Origin of the sequence: Lutibacter sp., from assembly GCF_013139515.1 — a bacterium.
Taxonomy (GTDB): Bacteria; Bacteroidota; Bacteroidia; order Flavobacteriales; family Flavobacteriaceae; genus Lutibacter.
On record NZ_WTAR01000085.1, the window covers coordinates 17,350 to 40,305 of the forward strand.

General features: G+C 28.2%; 23 protein-coding genes. 11 read left to right on the forward strand and 12 right to left on the reverse strand.

The annotated features are described in order from the left end of the window. Positions 1–28 precede the first annotated feature (28 nt). Positions 29–673, reverse strand: coding sequence for a thiamine phosphate synthase (locus GQ540_RS08100; RefSeq protein WP_291799882.1), 645 nt, complete (start codon positions 671–673; stop codon positions 29–31). Between the two features lie 369 nt (positions 674–1,042). Here GQ540_RS08100 and GQ540_RS13230 point away from each other — a divergent pair, with 369 nt between their 5' ends. The 3 genes from GQ540_RS13230 to GQ540_RS08110 all read left to right on the forward strand — a co-directional run bounded on the left by GQ540_RS13230 (position 1,043) and on the right by GQ540_RS08110 (position 3,283). Further along, positions 1,043–1,177, forward strand: a complete 135-nt coding sequence (locus tag GQ540_RS13230) for a LytTR family transcriptional regulator DNA-binding domain-containing protein (protein WP_367205988.1) — start codon at positions 1,043–1,045, stop codon at positions 1,175–1,177. Positions 1,178–1,551: 374 nt separating this feature from the next. Beyond that, entirely contained in the window at positions 1,552–2,559 is a 1,008-nt protein-coding gene (locus GQ540_RS08105) for a hypothetical protein (RefSeq protein WP_291799884.1), read from the forward strand. Between the two features lie 265 nt (positions 2,560–2,824). Beyond that, positions 2,825–3,283 (forward strand): hypothetical protein, encoded by a 459-nt coding sequence (locus tag GQ540_RS08110; protein ID WP_291799886.1) that lies wholly within the window; start codon positions 2,825–2,827, stop codon positions 3,281–3,283. Between the two features lie 433 nt (positions 3,284–3,716). Here the strand turns inward: GQ540_RS08110 and GQ540_RS08115 are convergent, their stop codons facing one another. Then, entirely contained in the window at positions 3,717–4,157 is a 441-nt protein-coding gene (locus GQ540_RS08115) for a LytTR family DNA-binding domain-containing protein (RefSeq protein ID WP_291799888.1), read from the reverse strand. 615 nt (positions 4,158–4,772) lie between these two features. Between GQ540_RS08115 and GQ540_RS08120 the strand changes: the two genes are divergently transcribed. Genes GQ540_RS08120 through GQ540_RS08130 form a run of 3 tightly spaced genes read left to right on the forward strand, consistent with a single transcriptional unit; the run spans position 4,773 to position 8,514 of the window. Then, positions 4,773–6,626 (forward strand): alpha-amylase family glycosyl hydrolase, encoded by a 1,854-nt coding sequence (locus tag GQ540_RS08120; RefSeq protein ID WP_291799890.1) that lies wholly within the window; start codon positions 4,773–4,775, stop codon positions 6,624–6,626. Between the two features lie 17 nt (positions 6,627–6,643). After that, entirely contained in the window at positions 6,644–7,516 is an 873-nt protein-coding gene (locus GQ540_RS08125; protein ID WP_291799892.1) for a carbohydrate kinase family protein, read from the forward strand. A 47-nt stretch (positions 7,517–7,563) separates the two neighbouring features. Continuing rightward, positions 7,564–8,514 carry an alpha/beta fold hydrolase gene (locus GQ540_RS08130; RefSeq protein ID WP_291799894.1) on the forward strand — a complete coding sequence of 317 codons (951 nt, stop codon included), beginning with the start codon at positions 7,564–7,566 and terminating at the stop codon, positions 8,512–8,514. A 244-nt stretch (positions 8,515–8,758) separates the two neighbouring features. Here GQ540_RS08130 and GQ540_RS08135 read toward each other — a convergent pair whose 3' ends face one another. Both GQ540_RS08135 and GQ540_RS08140 read right to left on the reverse strand, forming a co-directional pair. After that, entirely contained in the window at positions 8,759–9,463 is a 705-nt protein-coding gene (locus GQ540_RS08135) for a LytTR family DNA-binding domain-containing protein (protein WP_291799896.1), read from the reverse strand. After that, the gene (locus tag GQ540_RS08140) at positions 9,460–10,287 is read right to left on the reverse strand and encodes a sensor histidine kinase (protein WP_291799898.1); all 828 of its coding nucleotides are present in this window, start codon (positions 10,285–10,287) and stop codon (positions 9,460–9,462) included. Before GQ540_RS08140 ends, GQ540_RS08135 begins: the two co-directional genes overlap by 4 nt. 222 nt (positions 10,288–10,509) lie before the next feature. Between GQ540_RS08140 and GQ540_RS08145 the strand changes: the two genes are divergently transcribed. Together GQ540_RS08145 and GQ540_RS08150 are read left to right on the forward strand one after the other, a co-directional pair. Then, entirely contained in the window at positions 10,510–11,682 is a 1,173-nt protein-coding gene (locus tag GQ540_RS08145) for a metallophosphoesterase (protein ID WP_291799900.1), read from the forward strand. A 12-nt stretch (positions 11,683–11,694) separates the two neighbouring features. Further along, positions 11,695–12,375, forward strand: coding sequence for a CPBP family intramembrane glutamic endopeptidase (locus GQ540_RS08150; protein ID WP_291799902.1), 681 nt, complete (start codon positions 11,695–11,697; stop codon positions 12,373–12,375). A gap of 992 nt (positions 12,376–13,367) precedes the next feature. Here GQ540_RS08150 and GQ540_RS08155 read toward each other — a convergent pair. Next, positions 13,368–13,967, reverse strand: a complete 600-nt coding sequence (locus tag GQ540_RS08155; RefSeq protein ID WP_291799904.1) for a class I SAM-dependent methyltransferase — start codon at positions 13,965–13,967, stop codon at positions 13,368–13,370. Between the two features lie 99 nt (positions 13,968–14,066). Between GQ540_RS08155 and GQ540_RS08160 the strand changes: the two genes are divergently transcribed. Then, positions 14,067–15,260, forward strand: a complete 1,194-nt coding sequence (locus GQ540_RS08160) for a multidrug effflux MFS transporter (RefSeq protein WP_291799906.1) — start codon at positions 14,067–14,069, stop codon at positions 15,258–15,260. A gap of 47 nt (positions 15,261–15,307) precedes the next feature. Here GQ540_RS08160 and GQ540_RS08165 read toward each other — a convergent pair whose 3' ends face one another. Both GQ540_RS08165 and GQ540_RS08170 read right to left on the reverse strand, forming a co-directional pair. Beyond that, positions 15,308–15,490, reverse strand: coding sequence for a CPXCG motif-containing cysteine-rich protein (locus tag GQ540_RS08165; protein WP_291799907.1), 183 nt, complete (start codon positions 15,488–15,490; stop codon positions 15,308–15,310). 10 nt (positions 15,491–15,500) lie between these two features. Further along, positions 15,501–16,265 (reverse strand): sulfite exporter TauE/SafE family protein, encoded by a 765-nt coding sequence (locus GQ540_RS08170; protein WP_291799909.1) that lies wholly within the window; start codon positions 16,263–16,265, stop codon positions 15,501–15,503. Positions 16,266–16,420: 155 nt separating this feature from the next. On the opposite strand from GQ540_RS08170, the gene GQ540_RS08175 reads away from it, so the two are divergent. Continuing rightward, positions 16,421–17,113: a pseudouridine synthase gene (locus tag GQ540_RS08175; RefSeq protein ID WP_291799911.1), complete on the forward strand. Its 693-nt coding sequence runs from the start codon at positions 16,421–16,423 to the stop codon at positions 17,111–17,113. A 255-nt stretch (positions 17,114–17,368) separates the two neighbouring features. Here the strand turns inward: GQ540_RS08175 and GQ540_RS08180 are convergent, their stop codons facing one another. The 5 genes from GQ540_RS08180 to GQ540_RS08200 all read right to left on the reverse strand — a co-directional run bounded on the left by GQ540_RS08180 (position 17,369) and on the right by GQ540_RS08200 (position 22,255). Beyond that, positions 17,369–17,815 carry a hypothetical protein gene (locus GQ540_RS08180; RefSeq protein WP_291799913.1) on the reverse strand — a complete coding sequence of 149 codons (447 nt, stop codon included), beginning with the start codon at positions 17,813–17,815 and terminating at the stop codon, positions 17,369–17,371. A gap of 67 nt (positions 17,816–17,882) precedes the next feature. Then, positions 17,883–18,326 carry an Hsp20/alpha crystallin family protein gene (locus tag GQ540_RS08185; protein WP_291799915.1) on the reverse strand — a complete coding sequence of 148 codons (444 nt, stop codon included), beginning with the start codon at positions 18,324–18,326 and terminating at the stop codon, positions 17,883–17,885. A 167-nt stretch (positions 18,327–18,493) separates the two neighbouring features. Beyond that, on the reverse strand, positions 18,494–20,497 hold the full coding sequence (locus GQ540_RS08190; protein ID WP_291799917.1) for a dehydrogenase E1 component subunit alpha/beta: 2,004 nt from the start codon (positions 20,495–20,497) through the stop codon (positions 18,494–18,496). A gap of 95 nt (positions 20,498–20,592) precedes the next feature. Further along, entirely contained in the window at positions 20,593–21,072 is a 480-nt protein-coding gene (locus GQ540_RS08195; RefSeq protein ID WP_291799919.1) for an Lrp/AsnC family transcriptional regulator, read from the reverse strand. 70 nt (positions 21,073–21,142) lie between these two features. Then, the gene (locus tag GQ540_RS08200; RefSeq protein WP_291799921.1) at positions 21,143–22,255 is read right to left on the reverse strand and encodes a M14 family zinc carboxypeptidase; all 1,113 of its coding nucleotides are present in this window, start codon (positions 22,253–22,255) and stop codon (positions 21,143–21,145) included. A 289-nt stretch (positions 22,256–22,544) separates the two neighbouring features. On the opposite strand from GQ540_RS08200, the gene GQ540_RS08205 reads away from it, so the two are divergent. Continuing rightward, positions 22,545–22,934 carry a helix-turn-helix transcriptional regulator gene (locus GQ540_RS08205; RefSeq protein WP_291799923.1) on the forward strand — a complete coding sequence of 130 codons (390 nt, stop codon included), beginning with the start codon at positions 22,545–22,547 and terminating at the stop codon, positions 22,932–22,934. The last annotated feature ends 22 nt before the right edge of the window (positions 22,935–22,956 follow it).

Genomic DNA, 22,956 nt, shown 5'->3' on the forward strand with positions numbered 1-22,956 from the left:
ATTGTAAAATTCTAAAACCGTTCATTTTTTATTTGAATGTATAGCGTTTCTCATCTGTTGAAGATGCACTTAGTAATTGGTTAAATATTTTTATAGTATTAAAATCACGGGTAATTTCTCCAGATACAGCAATTCCAGAAATACCCGTTTCTAATATATCTGTAACATCTTCTGTAGTTATGCCTCCAAAACCAATAATTGGCGTTTCCGTTTTTAGGGCTTCTGTAATTGCAGTATAACCGTTTAAACCCAAAGCCTTACTTAAATTGTCTTTGGTTGTTGTGAGTCTAAAAGGACTTAAACTAATATAATCAACATCATTCACAATTAATGTTTCGCAATCTTGTAAGCTGTTTGCTGTTCCTCCAATAATTTGCCAAGTGTATAAATGCTTTCTCGCAATAGTAGGGCAAGAATCTGTTTTTCCTAAATGTACACCATCTGCTTTAACTTCTTTGGCTATTTTATAATGATCGTTAATAATTAATCTGGTTTGAAAATGAGATGTGATTTCTCTAGCCTCTTTGGCTAACTTTAAAAATTTCTTTTCTGAAACATTTTTTAAACGTAATTGCACTAATTCTGTACCAGATGTACAAGATTTTTGGATGTTTTCAAGAATTTCTTTTGGAGAACTTCCCTGAGATATATAATGTAGTTTAGGTATAATCATTTCTTAGTTTCTTGTTATTAGATATGCATTTTTCATGTTAAGAGGTGCCGTATCGTTTATTTCTAGTAAAAAATTATTCTTCAAAATTGATGAGAATTTCATATTTGAAATATTCTGCACAAATACAGAATATTAAAATTAAACGAGAAACAAAAATACGAATGTTTAATTACCAAAGTACTGAATATTGTATAGAAATAAGAGGTGTTTGGGATATTTAGTAGAATATGCTATGCTATTACTACTGTATTTTAAAAATTTCTTCTTTAATTTTAATAAAACACTTTTTATACTGACTGACGAAAGGGGGAAGTGTAATATGCATGGAATTGTTTGTTAAACCAAAGATGAATTACTTTTAACGTCTAAATCCATTTTAAAGAAAACAAAACTATTACTACGAGTAAAAATTTAAAATACTTTGAAGATGTATTACCTAATGAGCACTCTTTTTTTCGTTCTCATAGAACGTGGTTAATTAATTTAAATTATATTGAATTTTAAATAAAGGTGAGCAAGTAGTCACCCTAGCAAATAAATACCTTACAAAAAACGATTTTAGGCTGTTTGTATTAAAATAAGCACCTTCTCACAAAGTAGTGTAAGTTAAAATATTGTGGTTAGATTTTTCAATTATTATTTCTAAGTCTGACAGCTTCAAATCAATTAAATATCCATTTTAGTATTTTAAATTACTTAGAATAGTATTTATTACAATTTACAAACCCAATTTACTATTCATAAAGTGGTTTGTTAAAATATTATCTAAATAAAGTACTCTTGCCTAAAATTACTAAATTACTAAAAAATAGAAACATGAAAAAATAATTTTAGCAGTTGCACTCTTAGTAACAACAGCAACAATAGCTCAAAACAGTTTGTTTAAAAATATATCTACAACAGATCAATATACAGAGTACCGATCTGTTGTAGATAGTGATAATGATGGTGTTTATGAAATAAGAGATAGACAATTTATTGTGAAATTTGAACTTAAGACACTTCCTACAGGTGAAGGTTATAGCATTTCAGCTATCGTAGATAAAGGAAGTAATAAAGGAAAATCAAGTACAATGGATGTGGTAGAAGGAAACTTCAGCTGTAAAGGCTATCCTTATGAAAGTGTAATTAGAGATACATCTAAAAAAGAAGGAATTGTTGCCATAGGCGATTATATCTTTTTTCTTAAAGGTATTTCTGATGAGGGGACTTCTTATGCTAGTATAGATGATGTATATATTAAAGAGGGTGCTTCAGGGGGAAATAATGCTGATAAACCAACAAAGAAGAAATTGTCTTTTAAAGAAAAAATGAAGGCTTTAAAAAATGCTTCAATTCCAGGAGCTACATCTGCTAATTATGGTTCAGAACATAAAGCTTTAGAAAGTCAGAATTTAAGAAAATTAATTACTGATTATTTGGTAGCAATGAAAGCAAAACAAGATGCTAGAACTGCAAAAGAAAAACAATCGGATAAAAATATTTTAAACGCTAAGGAAGTAATCGCGTCAAAAGAAAAAGCAAAAAGAGACGCAGAAAAAGCAAAAAGAGATGCAGAATGGGCGGAAGCAAAGAGATATAACGACTCTATTAAAGCAACACCAGAGCATCAAGATTTGGAGAGAAGAAAGAGACAGAATGAGGCAAATTATCAATCAAGAAATGGAGGGACACAGGGAAAAGTAACAATTTACAATAAATCAGGAAGAGATATTTATATCTATCAAGATGGTTCTAGCAATGGAACGCGTATAAATGTTAATAGCAGTGCTAAAGTAAATTGTGCGAGTAATTATACTTATAAATATGATGCTAATGCTGGAGGTAAAGGTTCTGTATGTTATAGCGCTAACTCTCGTTGTGGTAGTAGTATTACGGTAAACTAAATAACATCAAATCTAAAAGAGAACTCTATCTAATAAAAATTGAAGGTAAAACAAGATTTGTAAGAGCCAACATTTTATTAATAACTAAGTTTTATAGCAATCTACGTCCCCATAATTAGTAGTATATGCATCGTTGGGTAATGAGTGAAACCGTTATCCAACTATTTAAACTTAGTGTATAAAGACATTGATAACTTATAATCACAATCTCTAATTATAAGTTAATCTTCAAAATATCAATCATTTAATGCTAAATAATTTTAATATGAAAACACTTTTAATATACCTTATTATCTTTCTATCATCAGGATTACTTTTTTCACAAAATGAAAACCCAACAGAAGCGCTTAACGGAACATATCATTTGTTAGAGGCTGAGAGAGCTGGAGGAAATAAGCAAACCAACACTAAAATTTTTCAATATGGAAAGTGGGGTGAAGATAATGTGCTGGCAGTTGCAGCTTGTGCGAAATGTATGCCAGCCATATATAAGTATAAAGAAGAGTATAGTAAAGATTTAAAAACAGCTGTTTTTTATAATGATATAGGCCTTTTTTTAATTGCTTATGATAGCGAAAGTTTTGTAATGATGATGCCTTCTAAGAAAGAGGGGACTGAATGGACAGATTTTGCATTCAGTAATTTTTATAGTAAAAATCAAGTTAAAGTTGCAGCGATGACACAACACAAAATTAAAGAGTTTATTATAAAGATTTCGGAATAATTTTATTGATATCCATAGTTGCGAACATATAATTTGAGATTGATAAATTTTATCAGGTTTCTCTAGAAGGTTTTGCCCTTTGGATATATAAATCTTGTGCTTATTGAATACTAATACATAAATTTATATTCTATTTTTTTAGAACGTGAATTCTCTAATTTATTGAAAACAATATAATGAAACTAAAAAGATTGTTTTTTTTGGTATTTCGACAAAAACTCAACATAAATTAAGAATCGTGTACATTTACTTTGCTTTGGTAAAAGCAAAGTTTTACTTTTCATTTTATGAAAAATTTTATACCAAAAGGTTTCTTCTACAATGTTAAATTTGTACTTTTCTGAAATAGGTTGACTAAAAATTAAACACTTTTTATACTGACTGACGAAAGGAGGGAAGTGTAATATGCATGGAATTGTTTGTTTTTATATATCTAAAAATAACCCAAAGCTTTTTTAACTTCATCTTTATATTTTCTTCCAATTGGTATTGAAACTCCGTTAAGCATTAATTTACTTGGTGAAAAAGAATCAATAAAATCAAGGCCAACAATATAAGAACGGTGGACTCTTAAAAATTTTGCGTTTGGCAAAGATTCTTGTATAGACGTTAGACTTTTATAAGCAATAATTTCTGTTTCGGTAGTTTTTACTTTTATATAGTTTTTAAGACTTTCAACAAATATGATGTCTTTTATGAAAATTTTTATTAATGATTTTTCTACTTTCAAATAAATAAATTCTTCTTCTTTAAGATGGTCTTGCTGCTTTATTTCAAGTGCTAATGTTTTTTTATTTGCTGTTTGAAAATTCTTAAATAACACATACACAAAAGGAATAATTGCTGCAACGTTTACATCCAAAAGGGTATTCATAATTTCTGTAATTGCAAAGAAACTCGAACTCTCAAAACCTTTTAGATACAATGGCTGAATAACATTTATAACTAACGGTCTTTGAATAAAAATAGTAGTACTAATCAATAATAACACATAAAATAATACGAATTTTATATATTTCTTTTTAAGAAAAAATAATGGGAACAAGATATATAATGTTACATAAACCAAGATTAATCTAGAAGGTAAACTAAGTAATTGAACCATGAAATTTCTATAATAATCATTATCATACGTTCCCCAAACCATTGTAAAAAACAGCACAAATACGAACCAATAAATGATGTGTTTAACAATTTGACTTGCGTTTCTGTTTATCCTAATAAAAGCCAACATCATATTTTAAAAATTTATTATGCTAAAATCTGAAAATTTATCTAGAATACCACTAGTAAAGTATAGACAACTCGTAATATTATATAAAAAGCAACTTCACACCTAACTTTTCATTTCAATTATCATCCTCAAATAATTTAACCAAATTCAAAATATTGGTTGTTTTATATATACAAATGGTTGTCTATATAATTAGTTTGTTTGCTTTCTATTTCAGTATTAATATTGAGCAATATAATTTTAAACTTAACTAAAATGAATTCATTATTTAGAACATTAATTACGAGCTTATTATTCCTTATTTCAATTCAACATATATGTGCTCAAAGTTTTTCAATAGAACGAGTAGAACCGCCAAATTGGTGGATAGGAATGGAAAACTCCAAATTGCAACTTTTGATATATGGAGAAAATATTAGTACAACAAAACCAACAATTCAATATAAAGGTGTTACTATTAATAGTGTAACAAAACTAGAAAGCGCCAATTATTTATTCCTAAACCTAACTATTGAAGAGACTACAAAAGAAGGTGTTTTTGATATTATTTTTAATTTGGATAGTGGAGAAAAATTAGTTTACAATTATCAATTAAAACAAAAAAAGAGTAGGAATAATCTAAGTCAAACAATTGACGCATCTGATGTGATGTACTTAATAACACCAGATCGGTTTAGTAATGGCGATACTTCAAATGATTCTACTGATGATACTATTGAAAAAGTAAATAGAAAAAACCCAGATGGTAGACACGGTGGAGACATTAAAGGTATTATAAATCATTTAGATTATATAGAAAATTTAGGTGTCACAACATTATGGTTAAATCCATTTTTGGAAAATGACCAACCTGCATATTCTTATCATGGATATGGAATATCAGATTTCTATAAAACAGATTCAAGATTTGGAACTAATAATGATTATAAAAAGTTAGTTAGTCTCAGCCATGAAAGAGGAATGAAAGTGATTATGGACCAAGTTTTTAATCATTGTGGAGCAGGGCATTGGTGGATGCAAGATTTACCATCTAAAGACTGGTTGAACCAATGGAAAGAATTTACGTATTCAAGTTTTGCTAATGTAATTGTGTCAGACCCTTACCAATCTCAAAGTGATAATGATTTACATGTTAAAGGATGGTTTGATGTTAATTTACCTGACCTTAATTTGGATAATCCTTATTTAGCCACCTATTTAATTCAGAATTCTATATGGTGGATTGAGTATGCCAATATTGACGGTATAAGAATGGACACCTATCCATATCCAAATAATAAAAATGTAATGGCGAATTGGATTAAAATGGTCGAAACAGAATATCCTAATTATTATATAGTTGCAGAAACAGCTATGGGAGATAAAGTATCTTCATATGTTTATTGGAATAATGGAACATTGAATAGAGATGGGTATATATCAAATATTAAAAGTTTAAGTGATTACGCATTGTATTATAACTTGATTAAAGCCTTTGGAAAGGAAAATGAAATTTATACTATTTATGAAACATTAACAAGCGATTATTTATATGATACGCCTTATAATAATAAAATTTTTAATGGAAATCATGATGTTGCAAGATTATATACTCAACTCAATAAAAATAAAGATAAAGTCAAATTAAGTATGGCATTTATTTTCACAACTAGAGGTATTCCGCAAATCTATTATGGAGACGAATTATTTTTTGATTCACCAAAACCAGATGGCGCTTTAAGAATTGATTTTCTAGGAGGATGGAAATCTGATGAAAGAAATGCGTTTGTGAAAAATGAAAGGACAAATGATGAAAATGACCTTGTTGATTATATTTCGACAATTTTAAAATGGAGAAAAAATGCTATCGAAATACACAAAGGGAAACTAAAACATTACAAACCTATGGATAATATTTATGTGTATTTTAGATATACTGATACAGAAAGTACGATGGTTATTATCAATAATAGTAAAAAGTCAATCAATGATTATAGTTTAGAGCGTTATAAAGAATCTTTAACTAGTTATTCTTCCGGAAAAGATATTATAACAAACACTAAATTTACGACGTTAAAAACAATTAATTTAAAAGCAAATTCGGCATTAATTATTAAACTAATCAACTAATGAAAAAAGTATTTATCTTGGGAGGAGCCTCTTATAATTCGGTTATTACTTTAGATGAATTTCCACAAGCAATTTCGCAAACTATTCATAATTGCTACTTTGATGAAACCATAGGAAATACAGGTGCAGGAAAAGCATTAACGCTATCGAAATTGGGTTTTAATACTACCTTTCATTCGTTAATAGGTGATGATTCATTTGGGGAAAAAGTAACTTCATTTTTAAAAGAACCAAATCTACATTTTATTTCAGATATTGATCCAAACGGAACCGAAAGGCATTTGAATATTATGAATAGTAGGGGAGAACGCATTTCTATTTTTGTGAACCCAAGTTCCGATGAACCAAGTATAAAGTATGAAAAGTTTGAAGGTCATTTACTGGATTCGGACTATGTAGTTATTAATATTTCTAATTATTCTAGAAATATATTGCCAATTTGTAAGCGTTTAAACAAAGAAATTTGGACAGATTTACACGATTATGATGGCAAAAATGAATATCACCAAGATTTTATTGATGCTGCGGATTATATTTTTTTAAGTTCCGATAATTTGCCAGATTATAAACCATTTATGCTGAAGCAAATAGCAAATGGAAAAAAATTAGTTGTTTGTACCCATGGAAAAGATGGAGCCTCAGCATATACCAGAGAAGGTAAGTGGATTGAAACGCCAATAATAGATGCTTATAAAATGACAAATGCTAATGGAGCAGGAGACTCTTTTTTTTCGGGATTTTTATATGGTTTTTCTATAGGATATGAAATAAAGAAATGTATGCAATTTGGTACTATTACGTCAGGTTTGTGTATAGAATCAAAGTTAATTACAAACAATAAATTGAGTAAAGCGCTCGTTGAAAGTGAGTTTTCAAAATATTATGTCTAGTAGAGTTTTGATAGTGAATTTCCCTTTACAACTTTAATATAATAATAATGGCCCGAATTATATTAATAATTATTTTTTTTAGTTTAACCATAATATCATGTGGTAGAGAAGAAAAATCTCTAAATACTTTAAACTCTCATTTCTTTACAAATGAGCAATATAAGTTTACTCTTGTAGATAAAGGTATTAAAATGGCATACTTGGACATTGGGAGTATTGACAACCCCATTGTTCTTTTATTACATGGTGAACCTAACAATTCATTTGTATTTAGAAATATTGCTCCATACTTAGTAAAGCAAAACTATAGAGTAATTATACCTGACCTTGTTGGATTTGGATATTCCGACAAACCAAAAAATGCGGCTATTATTACCTATTCAAATCAAACAAAATGGTTAAACACTTTTATTGATAACCTAAAATTAACAGACATTAATTTATTTGCACATGACTGGGGAGGTATGATTTCTTTAAGAATTGTAGCTGAAAGACAAAAGCTATTTAGTAAGGTAGCAGTTTCTTATAGTTATTTATTTGAAGGGGACGAAGTAATTCCAGAAAGCTTCATGGGGTTTATAAATTATGCCAAAAATGATTCCACATTTTCAGCTGGAAATATCATGGATTGGGGAACAAATATAAAATTACCAGATTCTATAAAGGCAACTTATAATCAGCCATTTATAACTAAATCAGACTATAATGTAGTTAGGAAATTTCCTTCTCTCATTCCTACTAATGTACAAGATAATGAAGCTATCATAAATCAGAGGCTTAATAAGAAGCTTAATCTCTTTGATAAACCATTTGTTACTATTTGGGGAAATCATAATGATTTAATGTGGAAGGGAAAGGATCGTATTTTACAAAAAAACATTATTGGCGCCAAAAATCAAACACATTATATTTTAGAATCAAACCACTTCATTCAAGAAGACAAACCCAATGAACTCACTCAAATTTTAATTGATTTTTTTAAGGATGATTATAATTAAACTATGACAAATTTATAATCATACCACAGAAACCACTATGAGAACGAATATCTTATAATTTGTATTATAATGTTAGCGTTATGTAACTTGAGCTTTGGTTAAAAGCGAAAGTTGTTACTACAGTTTATTTAAAAAATTTATTCTCAAAAGTTTCTTTTACGATGTTAATGGAACACTTTTTATGCGACGACGTAGGAGGGAAGCATAATATGTGTGGAATGAGTTAGACCAATACAATTCAAATTTATTTAAAAAGCTGATTAACACTTGTTTTAAACAATTTCCCTATAGGAATAGTATAATCTTCAATATAAATTCTATTGCCTTCAATACTCTTTATATGTTTTTTTGCGACTGCAAATGATTTATGTACTTGAAGAAAATCATTATCAGAAAGTAATTGTATCGTGTCAGATATTTTTTCGCGAATACTTATGGTATCATTTGTAGTGACCACTTTGATATAATTTCCTGAAGCTTCAATAAATAGTATGGCATCTAAATCTACTTGAATATGACTATTTTTTTGTTTTAGAAAAATATACTTCTCTTCAGGATTAATATTTCCTTTATGCCTTTTTTCTATTGTTTTAGTATTAGATGAAGTGACTTTATTTATAGCGCTCAAAAAACGTTCAAAACTAAATGGCTTTAATAAATAATCAACAACATTTAATTCATAGCCTTCAATTGCAAATTCACTATATGCAGTAGTTACAATAACCTTTGGAGGAGATGATAGTGTTTTTAAAAATTCAAAGCCTTTTAATTTTGGCATGTTTAAATCTAAAAAAATGAGATCTACTTCCTCTTTTTGTAAATAGTCTATGGCTTCTATAGCATCATAGCAATCTGCTTTAAATTCTAAATTTGGTAGCATATCACAATAGCCTTTTATAATATCATGTGCAATATGCTCGTCATCTATAATTAAATACTTAATCTTCATAGTGTAATATTCAATTTAGCGTTGTAGATGTTGTTGGTTTTTGAGATTGTTAAATTATGATTTTTTGGATAAACTAATTCTAATCTACGTTTTAGATTTTTTAAACCTATTCCTGCTTCCTGATTTTCTTCATTAGCTTCAAAGTTATTTTCTATTTCAAAATTAACGATATTATTATGGGCTTCTAAATGTATTCGAATAAAAGCATGCTCTCTTAAATTTTCTACTCCATGTTTAAATGCATTTTCTAAAAGAATAATAAAAAGAAGTGGACTGATTTCATAATCATTATCCTTAATATCAATATTGAATTGTATATCAATAGTTTTGTGATAACGCATTTTATGAAGTGCTATATAGTTTTTTAAATAGGTTAGTTCTTCAGAAAGTAGAACCGTGTCTTTTTCGCCATCATAAATACTATAACGCATCATATCAGAAAGTTTTAAAATGAGTTCTTGTGCTTTTTTAGCGTCTTTTCCTGCCAGTCCATAGAGGTTGTTAAGCATATTAAAAAAGAAATGTGGATTCACCTGACTTTTTAAATGCAACAATTCTGTTTTTGCTTTTTCGTTCTTTAATCGAATAATAGATTTGATGTTCCTTAAAATCCAATAGATAAAATATCCTATAATCAACCCAATCAGTAAAGTGTAATATGCAATTAGGATATATCCCAGAACTGGGTTAAAATCTAATGAAATTAATACAGAACTTCCTTCAGCAGTAAAGACTTTATAGCATATATATAATAGTGGAATAAGTATAGATACCACACCAATTATAATAAGGGCATTTTTATTTTTTTGAATCCAATAAACCATACTGCAAAGTTAAGAGAATCTATTATATAAGTAAGTATTAGTGACAAACGTCATTATTTTTAATACATAAAGCCTTTTAAGTGTGATAAAGGTCTTTAATACACCATGACATGTTTTATATCACTCATACATTAGTGTCTATCCCAATTGTTTTTTCAATAATGCGTTTGTAAATATTTTTGTTTCAATCAAAAAACTAACATCATTATAAAATTAATCAAAATGAAAAAAAGAATCTTACGCTATTTAAAGCATCTTTTCGGATCCATAATTGTTCTATTAATAATTGGAGTTATTACTTTAGTTTCATTAAATGGGACATTTGATTATGGTAACAATCCATTAAATATCAATTTAGAAAATGAAGGTCCTTATGTTTTTTACGAAACAGACAGCACGTTAAATGTTAATTACATTAAGGGAAATAAAACAGATGGATTCTATCTTGATCAAAAAGAATATACTCTAGATGAAGCAGTTCCTGTTAGCTGTTATTTTCCTTTAGATGGCTCAACATTCAACTTTACTCTAAAATCCAATTTCACAATCCCTAATGCTACATTTTCTGATAATGAACCTATTCTTGCAATTTCAGATATTGAAAGTGGTTATAAAGCTTTTAGAGACTTTCTTATTAATAGCAAAGCAATTGATAACAATCTAAATTGGACATTTGGTAAAGGACACCTTGTTTTGGTTGGTGATTTTATGGACAGAGGTTTTTCAACTACTCAAGTGCTTTGGTTTATTTATAAACTTGAGCAAGACGCTAAAAAACAGGGAGGACATGTCCATTTTATTATCGGAAATCATGAACTCTACAATTTACAAGGGAAATTTAAATCTGCTTCCTATAAATATAATGGTGTAGCAGCAATTCTTGGCAAACAGCAACATAATCTATACGATAAAAACGCATTTTTAGGAAGATGGATGACGTTTAAAAACACGTTAGAACTAATAAATGGGCATCTTTTTGCTCATGGTGGCATACATCCAGATTTTGCAAATTATGACATTACCATAGACGAGGTCAACCAAATTAATAGAGACAACTATCGCAAAGCCTTTTTCCCAGAACCAGAAGAAACCGTTGAACAATTAATTACCTCTAGTAGAAAAGGGATCAGTTGGTATAGAGGTTATTTTAATGAGGATTTATCGCAAGATGAGGTTGAAAAGGGAATTAACCAATTTAATGCTAAAGCAGTTGTGGTTGGTCATACATTGCAATGGAATGTCACCAAATTATTCAACGGAAAAGTATTTGCCATCGATGTTAAACACCCAAAAGATTATAGCAACCATTGGCCATTTAAAAAATCGGAAGGCCTGCTAATAACAAAAGGAGAATACTTTCAAGTATTAGCAAATGGAGAACAAAAACAATTATAAAAACACATAAAAATGAAAACTAAATTATTTAATCATTTAACAAAACCCTATTCGGTAGTCGTCGTAATTCTAATGGCAACACTATTATCTTTAGCAGATAGAAACTTGGGGTACTTTTTTGGATTAGGCATTACACTATTTATTATTTGGCAAAAGAAATGGGATTGGTCATTTGCTGGAATTGGGCGAAAATTAAATCTTAAGACCATTATCAAAAGTGTTTGGATATCTGTAATATTCTTTTTTGTTACTGGCTTCATTGATACGATTATTCAATATTATTTGGGAGCCCATGATTTAAGCTCATTAGATGATATTCGAGGTGACTTTGGTAGCTATATAGGAATGATGGTGATGATGTGGGTTTTTGCAGCTTTTGGAGAAGAACTGCTTTTTCATGGGTATTATATGCAAAGATTTGCTAAATTATTTGGAGACACTAAAAAGGCTTGGATCTTAGCTGGAGTTTTGATTGCTATCTATTTTGGGATTTCACATGGATATCAAGGATTATCTGGAATTATAGGTGTAGGAATTGGTAGCTTATTTTTTGCTGCATTATATTATAAAAACAAGACTAACTTATTACTATTAGTTTTAATTCATGGTATATATGATTCTATTTGGATTACTTTAATTTTTTTGAATAAAGACAGTGTGGTAAATGAATGGTTTCAGCAATTATTGTTTTAAATCTATAAATTAAGAATAATCAACTTAATTAGGTAATAAGAAATTTATAACGAAAATTAATATAGACTATTAGAATGGAGCCTTACTTTTTTTAAAATACCAAATTGTCTTATAAGCTAACAGTTTTGCACGTCATAAAAATAATAAAACAAATTAGTTCTAATTTTTCATAATACGACGATTTTGCATTGACCGTTATGTCAAATACGTTTCAACACTGTAATTTTGTAAAATATAATCTAAATGTTTTCCTTGGCCTCATAAAATTTTGGTAAAACAATAGGTGAGTGGAGCGTCCATATTTTAGGGTTTTAGTAATACAGTTTCTAAAGAGTTTCAATTTAACAAGGGATTTCAAAGCTATGTTATAGAGTTACAATGTTTCCTAAAATATAGCGAATGAGCCGTAAATTGTTTCCAAAAGTTTATGCAGCCTTGAATTTTTGTTTCTTTTGTTTCAAGACAAAAGATAATGAAAGAATGAAAAAAGGATGAATTAAAGTTCTACATATAACAAGTGCATAGAAATTTATTTTTCTTAAATTTTATACTCTTGTGGCAAACTCACGAGAATCGTCTGAAATTTTTTATTGCAGAGATTTCCTCAAATACGCGATTTTTAAATAAATCTAAAAGGTTAGCTTTTTTTTGGCGTTGGCAAGCGGCTGCAAATTGTGTGTAGAAAAAAATGCCAGAGCATTTTATTTATACAAAACAATAAAGCGTTTGGTAGCGGCAATTTTACATAATGACAAATTATAATACAAATTGTTAGCAGGATTTTAAATCTACGAGAATCTCATATTTAAAATTTTAATGACCCAAGTACAGAATATCGTATAGAAATAGAATGTTCCTGGGATATTTAGCATAATATAGAATTATAACTACAAATTGCATAAACAGCTATAAAAATGAAAACATCATAATTTGTATTATAATTTATATTATGTTAAATAGAGTTTTTAGGAATCTCAATTATAATAAAATCCTTACTCCTTTTTAATAATTAAAGTTGTCATAATGCGTTTAGTATGAACAATTGTAGTTTTTACATTATCTTCTAATGATATACCTTTTGTATTTAATATTTCATCCAATATTTTTTGTGTTAATATAAACCGAGTTGAACCATCAGGTAATTCATAAACACCGTTAGCTAAATGTTTCACTTGATTTTCAATTCCCAAATTTGAAGCCAAACGAATAAATAATACTCCTTCAGGTTTTAATACTCTAAGTAATTCTTCAAACATTTTATAAAAATGATTTACGTCTTTTGCAAAATGTAAAACTGCACTACATATTACATGTCCAAAACTATTAGATTCATAAGGTATTTTTTCTACTGTAGCCTGAATAAAATTAGTATGTTGAAGTTTATAAATTTCTTTACAAGTTTGTAAATTTTTTAAATTAGTATCAATTCCATGTATTTCAAAATTCTCAGCATAAAACCATTTTAAATTCCTACCATTTCCACACCCTGCATCCAAAATTTTGCTTCCTGGTTGGTATCGACCTTTTAAAATTAGATCTAAGATATAGATGTCAATTCCTTCTATATGTTCTTTCAATAATTGTAAATTCATATCTTATTTTTAGTGCATACAAATTACAAATTCTTATGGATTTATTATTTTTTACTATTAAAAATAACAATCATACACCAATTAAAGTAAATTTGCACAATGTTTCAAAATAAACCTTCCCAATTTGAATTTATTGCTTTAATGGCTGCTTTAATGTCTGTTGTTGCACTTGCAATCGATGCTTTACTTCCTGCATTAGATATTATTGGGCATTCTATTGGAACAGAATCTAATAGTGAAAATCAACTTTTGATTATCATGATATTTTTAGGACTTGGTATTGGCCCTTTATTATTTGGTCCAATTTCAGACTCATTAGGCAGAAAACCAATTGTTTATTTGGGTTTTCTTGTGTTTATTTTAGCGAGTGTTATTTGTGTAAATTCGTCTTCACTTGAAATGATGATTATAGGCCGAATTCTTCAAGGAATAGGGCTTTCAGCTCCAAGAACTATGAGTATAGCAATAGTTAGAGATACTTATAGTGGTGATTATATGGCCAGAATTATGTCGTTTATAACGGTTGTATTTTTATTAGTTCCCATTGTGGCTCCTGCTTTAGGGAAATTTATATTAGAAATTTATAACTGGGAAGCAATATTTTATTTTCAATTAGTTATCACGGTCATCGTTTCTATATGGTTTTGGTTTCGTCAACCAGAAACTTTGCATCCTGAATATAGAATTAAATTCACCAAATTAATGGTTATTGATGGAACAAAAGAGTTATTTAAACACAAACAAACTATTGGATACACTCTCATTTCTGGGTTTATTACTGGTTCATTTATGGTTTATTTGAGTACTTCTCAGCAAATATTTCAACAACAATATAATTTAGCCGATGAATTTCCATTCATATTTGCAGGTTTGGCTATTTCTATGGGGGCTGCCAGTTTATCTAACGGTTCTATAGTTGTAAAATTTGGGATGAAAAAAATGGCTACTATAGCATTGTTTTCATTCTTCGGAATTTCTTTACTTTATATCGTATTGTTTTTTAATAGTGAAAATCCGAGTATTGAAATTCTTTTGGCATTTTTTGCTATGCAATTTTTTTCAATTGGATTTCTTTTTGGAAACTTAAGAGCATTGGCCATGCAACCCATAGCTCATATTGCAGGAATTGGAGCAGCAATAACAGGTTTTATTTCAACACTTATGGCTGTGCCAATTAGTGCTTTAATTGGTGGGTATGTTGAAGCTACCGCTTTACCTCTATTTATTGGTTTTTCCATTTGCAGCTTCTTATCTATTTTAATATTAATGTATTTAAAACGAATTAAGAATTAAAAAGAAGCCTTTTTGTGGTTCAATATTGAAGAAATTTAACCACTATTCTACTGCTCTATATTTTTAATAGTCAAAGAAATTAATTCAGAGCCTCTGAATATTGGGTTTATTTCAATTGGATTGCAACAAATTTCACAATCCTCAATATAAATTTGATTATTCACTGAACTATCGAACAACATGGAAATTTCTTCCCAGCAATAAGGACATTGAAAAAAGTGTTCTTCCATACTTATAGTCTTAATTAAATAAAATTATGAAGGCTCCAGCTGCAGTTACAATTAAAATAAAACGACGGTAACTTTCATTTTGTATTTTTTTTACTAAAAAAACACCTAGAAAAAATCCAAGAATTACAGCAGGAAATAAAAGTAGATTAACCATTAAACTATCAATATTAACTGTTTTCCAAACAAATATGTGAAAAGGTAGCTTAAAAACATTTATAATAAAAAATAACCAGGCTGCTGTACCAATAAATTCGTTTTTAGGTAAGCGCATGGCTAAAAAATAAATAGTTGAAAAAGAACCAGCTAAATTTCCAATCATGGAAGTAAAACCTGAAACTAATCCCATAGAACCTGAAAATAACCAATGATTAGGAATTATCTTTTTATTTAGTCTGTCAATTACAAACATAACAACTACAGTTAATAATATTAATGCAGCCATTAATTGTTTAAACAATATTTCAGGAATGTCATTTCCTATCCAAACTCCAATTAAAACACCTACTACCATTGATGGTAATAACTTGCCTAAAAAATGCCATTGTGTATGTCTATGATAATAAATTACAGCAAATATATCAGCAAAAATCATCATTGGAATAAGTATTCCCGTTGAATCTTTACCTCCAAAAACGAGCGCCATTATAGTAACAATTATAACACCAATTCCCTTTATTCCAGATTTACTTAAACCCAACATTAATGTGGCTAAAAAAGCTAATAGATAATATGAAAGTGATATTTCGGGAATAAATTCTATATTAAGTGTTAACATAATTGACTACAGTAAAAGGTCAATATTACTATTAAAATTTCTATTTGAATGCGAAAAAATGAAGAATATTTTCAATATATGCCAATAAAATTAAAAGATTAAATTTAACTAAATATATAAACTAATATAGTGTTGAACGTACTTATATTTGCAAAATGCAAGTAGAAAATCTTTTTGAAGACGAATATATTATTATTGTTAATAAGCCTAACAATATATTAATACACAATTCGTATTACGCACGTAATATAAGAGGCGCAACTTTACTTGATATATTATTTGAACAGTTTAAAATTAATTTTTATCCTGTACATCGTTTAGACAGGAAAACTTCTGGCGTATTAATTTTAGCAAAGGACAAAGAAAATATTTCTAAATTTCAAGAATTGTTTAATTCAAATAAAATTGAAAAATCCTATCTTGGAATTGTTAGAGGTTTTATAGAAGATGCCATTGAAATTGATTCTCCGGTTAAAAACCCTGACACAAAAGTTTATAAAGAAGCTCATACTTTTTGTAAACCATTATTTACTAAAAATATAGATATTCCTGTATATCCTTATAATTCATCAAGGTATTCAATGGTTGAATTAATTCCTACTACAGGTAGAATGCACCAACTTAGAATTCATATGAATAAAATTAGTCACCCAATTGTTGGCGACTATAAGTATGGAGATCGGTTCCATAACAGAATGTTTGAACAGGAGTTTAATTGTCATAATTTGTTTCTACATGCATTTTCTTTAAAATTTCATCACCCAATTACAAATGAAAGTTTGGTAATTAGTGCTGCATTGCCTAAAAATTGGGAAGTTATTTTGGAAACATTTCAATGGGAATTTTGAAAATAAAAAACCGTTTTTAACTATAAATTCAAAATGATTTTATTTTAAGTTAACTATTATTAATAATAGAAAATAAAAGTAAATTTCACCCCATATAAAACTTCTTCTTTTCTAAATATTAACAAAATAAAACCCTTCCTTTTTTAATTGTCACGTTAACAATCATTTAACTAAATACTGTTTAAGGACAAATTAAACAAAATCACTAAGTATTTGGAACTTAAAAACGGTTTAAAGCAGTTGAACATATATTAATTATTTAACCAGCAACTTATGCTGTTTTTCTTTTTTCATTATTAATAATATAAGTTCAAAAACTTCTTCTTTAATATATTTAAAATTTTCAATGTAATTTTTTAATTCAGTTTTTAATAATTCATGATTATCTCTAAAAATATTTTCTTTCTTTAAATAAATATTTTCAATTAATAATCCTAAATTAATTTTATGCTCTTTAATAGATTCAATTAACGTTTCACCTAATATTGCTTCATGGTTAATCCCATTTAATAAAAGTTTAGCTCTCGTAAAATTATTGGTATCGCATAAACCAATAATATGTTCAGCTAATAGTTCTTTTAAAAAATTCTGCTCAATTTTAATGAACTCTATTTCAGAAATCCAAAATTGGGTTTTACTATGTAAATATTCTACACTATTATTGAAACTTGGTGCTTTTTGTTTTGGAATAAGTCGTTTCATATCTATCAATTTTTAAGATTTAAGAATCCGAGAAATATTATATATCTCTCGGATTCAAAAAAGAAAATTAAATAATCTCAATTACTTTTTTGTGTTCTTCATTTTTTAAAACATCCAATTTCTCTAAATGAACTCTAAGAACACCATTTTCGTACTTCGCATTAATTTTCTTACTAAAATCTATTTTTTTTGGCAAGGTAAATGACCTTGTGAAAGAGTTATAATAAAACTCTTTTCGAGAATAATCTTCTTCATTTTCTTTTTTAATTTTTTTGTTTTCCGCTGCTATTGTTAAAATATCATCGGTAATGGTTGCTTCAAAATCTTTTTTTGAAAAACCAGGAGCTGCAACTTCAATTTCGAAGTTATTTTTGTTTTCCTTTACATTAATTGCTGGAATCCAATTGCTTTTTACAATTAAATCTTCATTTAACAATCTGTCAGTATCTAAAATGTCTGGAAACATTTGATCAAATAAAGGGAAACGTCGGTTAAATTTGACAAGTGACATAGTTACTATAATTTAGTATTAATTCCTGTTTTTAGAATATATCTAATGTATAGACTATTTTATCTAAAAGTATTGATATTCATCAATTTAAATAATGATTGTTATCAATAAAATAATTGATTCATCTAATGTTATATCAATTAATTATGTCCGTATTAGGTGGAAAATCAGTAGTTTAAAACTTTTACTATTTCAGAATACAATTTATTTTTTGGCAAATACATGTTTTCTAAATTTTTAGCGAATGGAATTGGTGTTTCAATACTACCAACTCTTTTTATAGGCGCATCTAAGTATTTAAAGCAGTTTTCGGTAATTAGTGCTGAAATATCTGAAGCAATGCCTCCAAATAATGTATCTTCTTGTAAAATTAAAACTCTTCCTGTTTTTTTAACTGAATTATAAATAGTGTTCGTATCTAAAGGTTGTAATGTTCTTAAATCAATTAAATCTACAGAAATATGATGCTCTTTTATTTCCTTTAACGCCCAATGAACACCTGCACCATAAGTTATAATGCTAATATCATAACCTTCATTTAAAATTGCTGCTTTCCCAAGCGGAATTGTATAATAATCATCAGGAACTTCTTGATAAATTGAACGGTATAGTGCTTTATGTTCAAAAAATAGTACAGGATTTGTATCTTCAATAGCTGTAGCTAATAAACCTTTTGCATCATAAGGAAATGCAGGATATACAACTTTTAAACCTGGTGTTTTTGTAAACCAAGCTTCGTTTGTTTGACTGTGAAATGGTCCAGCACCAACATCTGCACCACAAGGCATTCTTAATACTATATCTGAATTTTGTCCCCAGCGATAATATGATTTTGCTAATAAATTAATAACCGGATTAAATCCTGAAGTAATAAAGTCTGAAAATTGCAATTCAACTACAGATTTATAGCCATTTACTGAAAGGCCAAATGCAGCTTCAATAATTGAAGATTCACAAATTGGAGTATTTCTAACTCTTTCAGCTCCAAATTCTTCTAAAAAGCCCTCCGTTATTTTAAAAACTCCACCATATTCTGCAATATCTTGCCCCATAATAACTAAGTTATCAAACTTATTCATACTTTGCTTAAGTCCTTGAGATATAGCATCAACAAACCTAATATTTGAAGTTTTAGTTAATGGTTTAGTTTCAATATAATTTACATGCTCATAAACATCACCCAATTCTTTTTCAAGTGTAGATGAAATTTCTTCTTCAGAAAAAGCAATTGATAAATGTTCTTTAATTTCTGAAACAATCTCTTGCTTAATTAATACTTCCATTTCTTCAGAAAGTATATTTTTTTTTCTTAAAAAATTTTGATAATTTCTAACGGGGTCTTTAACAGCCCATCTTTCAAGTAATTCTGAAGGAACATATTTTGTGCCGCTTGCTTCTTCATGACCACGCATTCTAAAGGTTTTAAACTCAATAAGTACAGGTCTTGGATTTTCTCTTACACTTTTAGCAATGTCGCTTACTTTTGTATGAACTTCAAGAATATTATTACCATCAATTATATAGTTTTCCATACCATAACCAATGCCTTTATCTGCAATATTTTCACATTTAAATTGTTGACTTGAAGGTGTAGATAAACCATACCCATTACTCTCAACACAAAATAAAACAGGTAAACTCCAAACTGCAGCTACATTTAAGGCTTCATGAAAATCACCCTCACTTGTGCCACCATCTCCAGAAAAAACTGCAGTTACTTTTTTCTCTTTTTTAAGTAAATCACCCAATGCAATACCATTAGCGACTCCTAATTGAGGTCCTAAATGGGAAATCATTCCTATAATATTAAATTCTTGGGTGCCAAAATGAAATGATCTATCTCTTCCATTTGTAAAGCCACTTTTTTTACCTTGCCATTGTGAAAAAAGCCTATGTAATGGTATATTTCTTGAAGTGAAAACACCTAAATTTCTGTGCATAGGCAAAATATATTCATCAAAATTTAGAGCATTTGCTACTCCAACAGCAATTGCTTCTTGCCCAATACTAGAAAACCATTTTGAAATTTTTCCTTGCCGTAGAAGGATTAGCATTTTCTCCTCAATTAATCGAGGTTTTAATATAGATTTATATAAATCAATTAATTGCTTATTTGTGTAGTTGTTACAATTATAATCTATTGCTCCAACAATTGAATTTACTGACCTCATTCATAAGAAATTATACTATAAATATACAAAATAAGAGTAAAAAAATACCTTATTAAAATAGAATTAATAAGGTGTTTTTTCATTTATTATATAAATTAAAGCTCTCTAAAAATAGAATGCATTAATCTAGTTTTATCATTAATACTTTCTTCCAATGAAATCATTGTTTCAGTTCTAGAAACGCCATCAATATCATCTATTTCAAAAATAATTTCTTTAGCATGTGTAGTATCTTTCGCTCTAATTTTACAGAAAATATTATATTTTCCAGCAGTTATATAAGCAATAGTAATATTAGGTATTACAGCTAAATCCTTTATAACTTGCTTTGTTTTAGAGGTTTGGCTTAGGTAAATACCTACGTGAGAGATAAATGAATATCCCATTTTTTCATAATCTAGTGTTAATGTAGACCCCTTAATAATACCTTCATCTTCCATCTTTTTTACTCTAACATGGATGGTTCCGGCAGACACAACTAATTTTTTTGCTATATCTGTAAATGGGGTTCTAGCATTTTCAATAAGAATATCTAATATTTGATGATCAATTTCGTCTAGAATAAATTTTTTCATGGTGTTGTTTTATTAAAAAAATATAGATGAAGCAAATTTATTAAAAAAAAACGATAAATGAGTGTTATATTTACGAATTTGATAATTTTAAATCCATAAAATTTAATTTTTTTGCATTTATTAGGTTATAAGTATAAAAACTTGACAATTCTCCTCTATTTTCTATGCATTTATACTTTATAAGTTTATTGTTTTCTACTTTAAATTTATATTGTATGCCAATATCCTCAATAATTAGGGTGTTATTAAGACTTATTTTTAACTTTTTGTAGATAATATCTAGAAATTTTGTATCATTATTTGGTATGTCAAAATACGGTTTATACTGTTTAAAATTTGAATTAGATGCAATGTAATATAAACCTTCAAAAAGTGCATAAAAATTAAATTTTCGTGTTATATCTCTATCTAAATCGTTTTTATAATGACCAGCTTCAATTAATATAGTGTTATAACCCAATTTCTGAAAATTATCACCTGTTGCTGTTGGGTAAAATTCATCCGTATATCTTCCTATTTGATTTGGTATTATTTGCTGAAGTAAATTATTCATAGCTACAATAACACTCATGGTCTCTTTGCGGCCTTCGGTTAGCGTTCTCTCTAAATCTTCAGAAGGTGCTAAAAATGAAATAGTAGCGGGATTTTGAGTTCCTTCAACATTAAAAATAGATCTCTGGTCATGTAAATTAAAACAGAAATTAGGTTTAAGCTTATCTAAAGTATTACGCAAGATGTTGCTCTCAATAGCTATTCTCTCCACAGCATCTCTATTTAAATCAACACCATTCTCGTTTTCTCTTGTAAAGTTAATAGCTCCATCAGGGTTTAATAAAACGATAAATTCCAAAGTACAATTCGTTAAAATTAAATTTACAATAGCTACTAATTTTAATGGTGGATTTTCAAAAAAGCGAAATAAATCAAATAAGGCTTTAGTACCTGTGCTCTCATTTCCATGCATTTGAGACCAACTAAGTACTTTTTTTTCACCTTTCCCTATCGAGATTTTATAAATTTCAATTCCATTTTCTGAATAACCAATTACTTCTTTTTTAAATATACTAGATAAATTATCAATTAAAGGTTTGATATTCTCAAATAAAACCCTTCTACCTTTTAATTTATTTTCAAAATTTAATAAGTACCAAGCTTCAAGTTCTTTCAAATTATTCTTTATCATGGTTACAAATGTAAATAACTATTAGTTTACAATTGTAACGATACATTAGTAGATTATATTATACATATGTGAACACTAGATAGCTGTTCTTGTATGTTTGTGACTAGCGGAGTTACTTCTGTATAACTTATATCTATATCTTCGCACTAAATATCTATACAAAAGCAACATAGAGCACCTAATCTAACTTGCTAGTTTAATCATTAAGTTGAAAAAACATCCTTATTTTTCCGAAATTTTGTGGATTAAATCAAAAAGGTTACATTTGTAATGTTAAATATAATTTACAATGGTAAACATAGAGGGTTTTTCAAAAAGGTTAGTTATTATTATGAATTACTATGATTTATCAGCCGCTTCGCTTGCTGAAAAAATTAATGTACAACGATCAAGTATATCACATTTACTTTCTGGAAGAAATAAACCTAGTTTAGATTTTGTTCTTAAAATTTTAAAAGCATTTCCTGAAGTAGAATTGTATTGGCTGTTAAATGGCTCTGGAGAATTTCCAAAGAAAGAAAAGCAACTTGAGCAGACTCCTACTCTCTTTTCTATTAAAGAACAGAATTCTACTAATGAGAATACTTCAAAAATAATTGAGAAATCTGCACAGGAAGGGGAAATTGAGAGAATTGTTATTTTTTATAAAGATGGTACTTTTAAAAACTACAACCCATAAAAAAAAGGCTTCTACATAAATT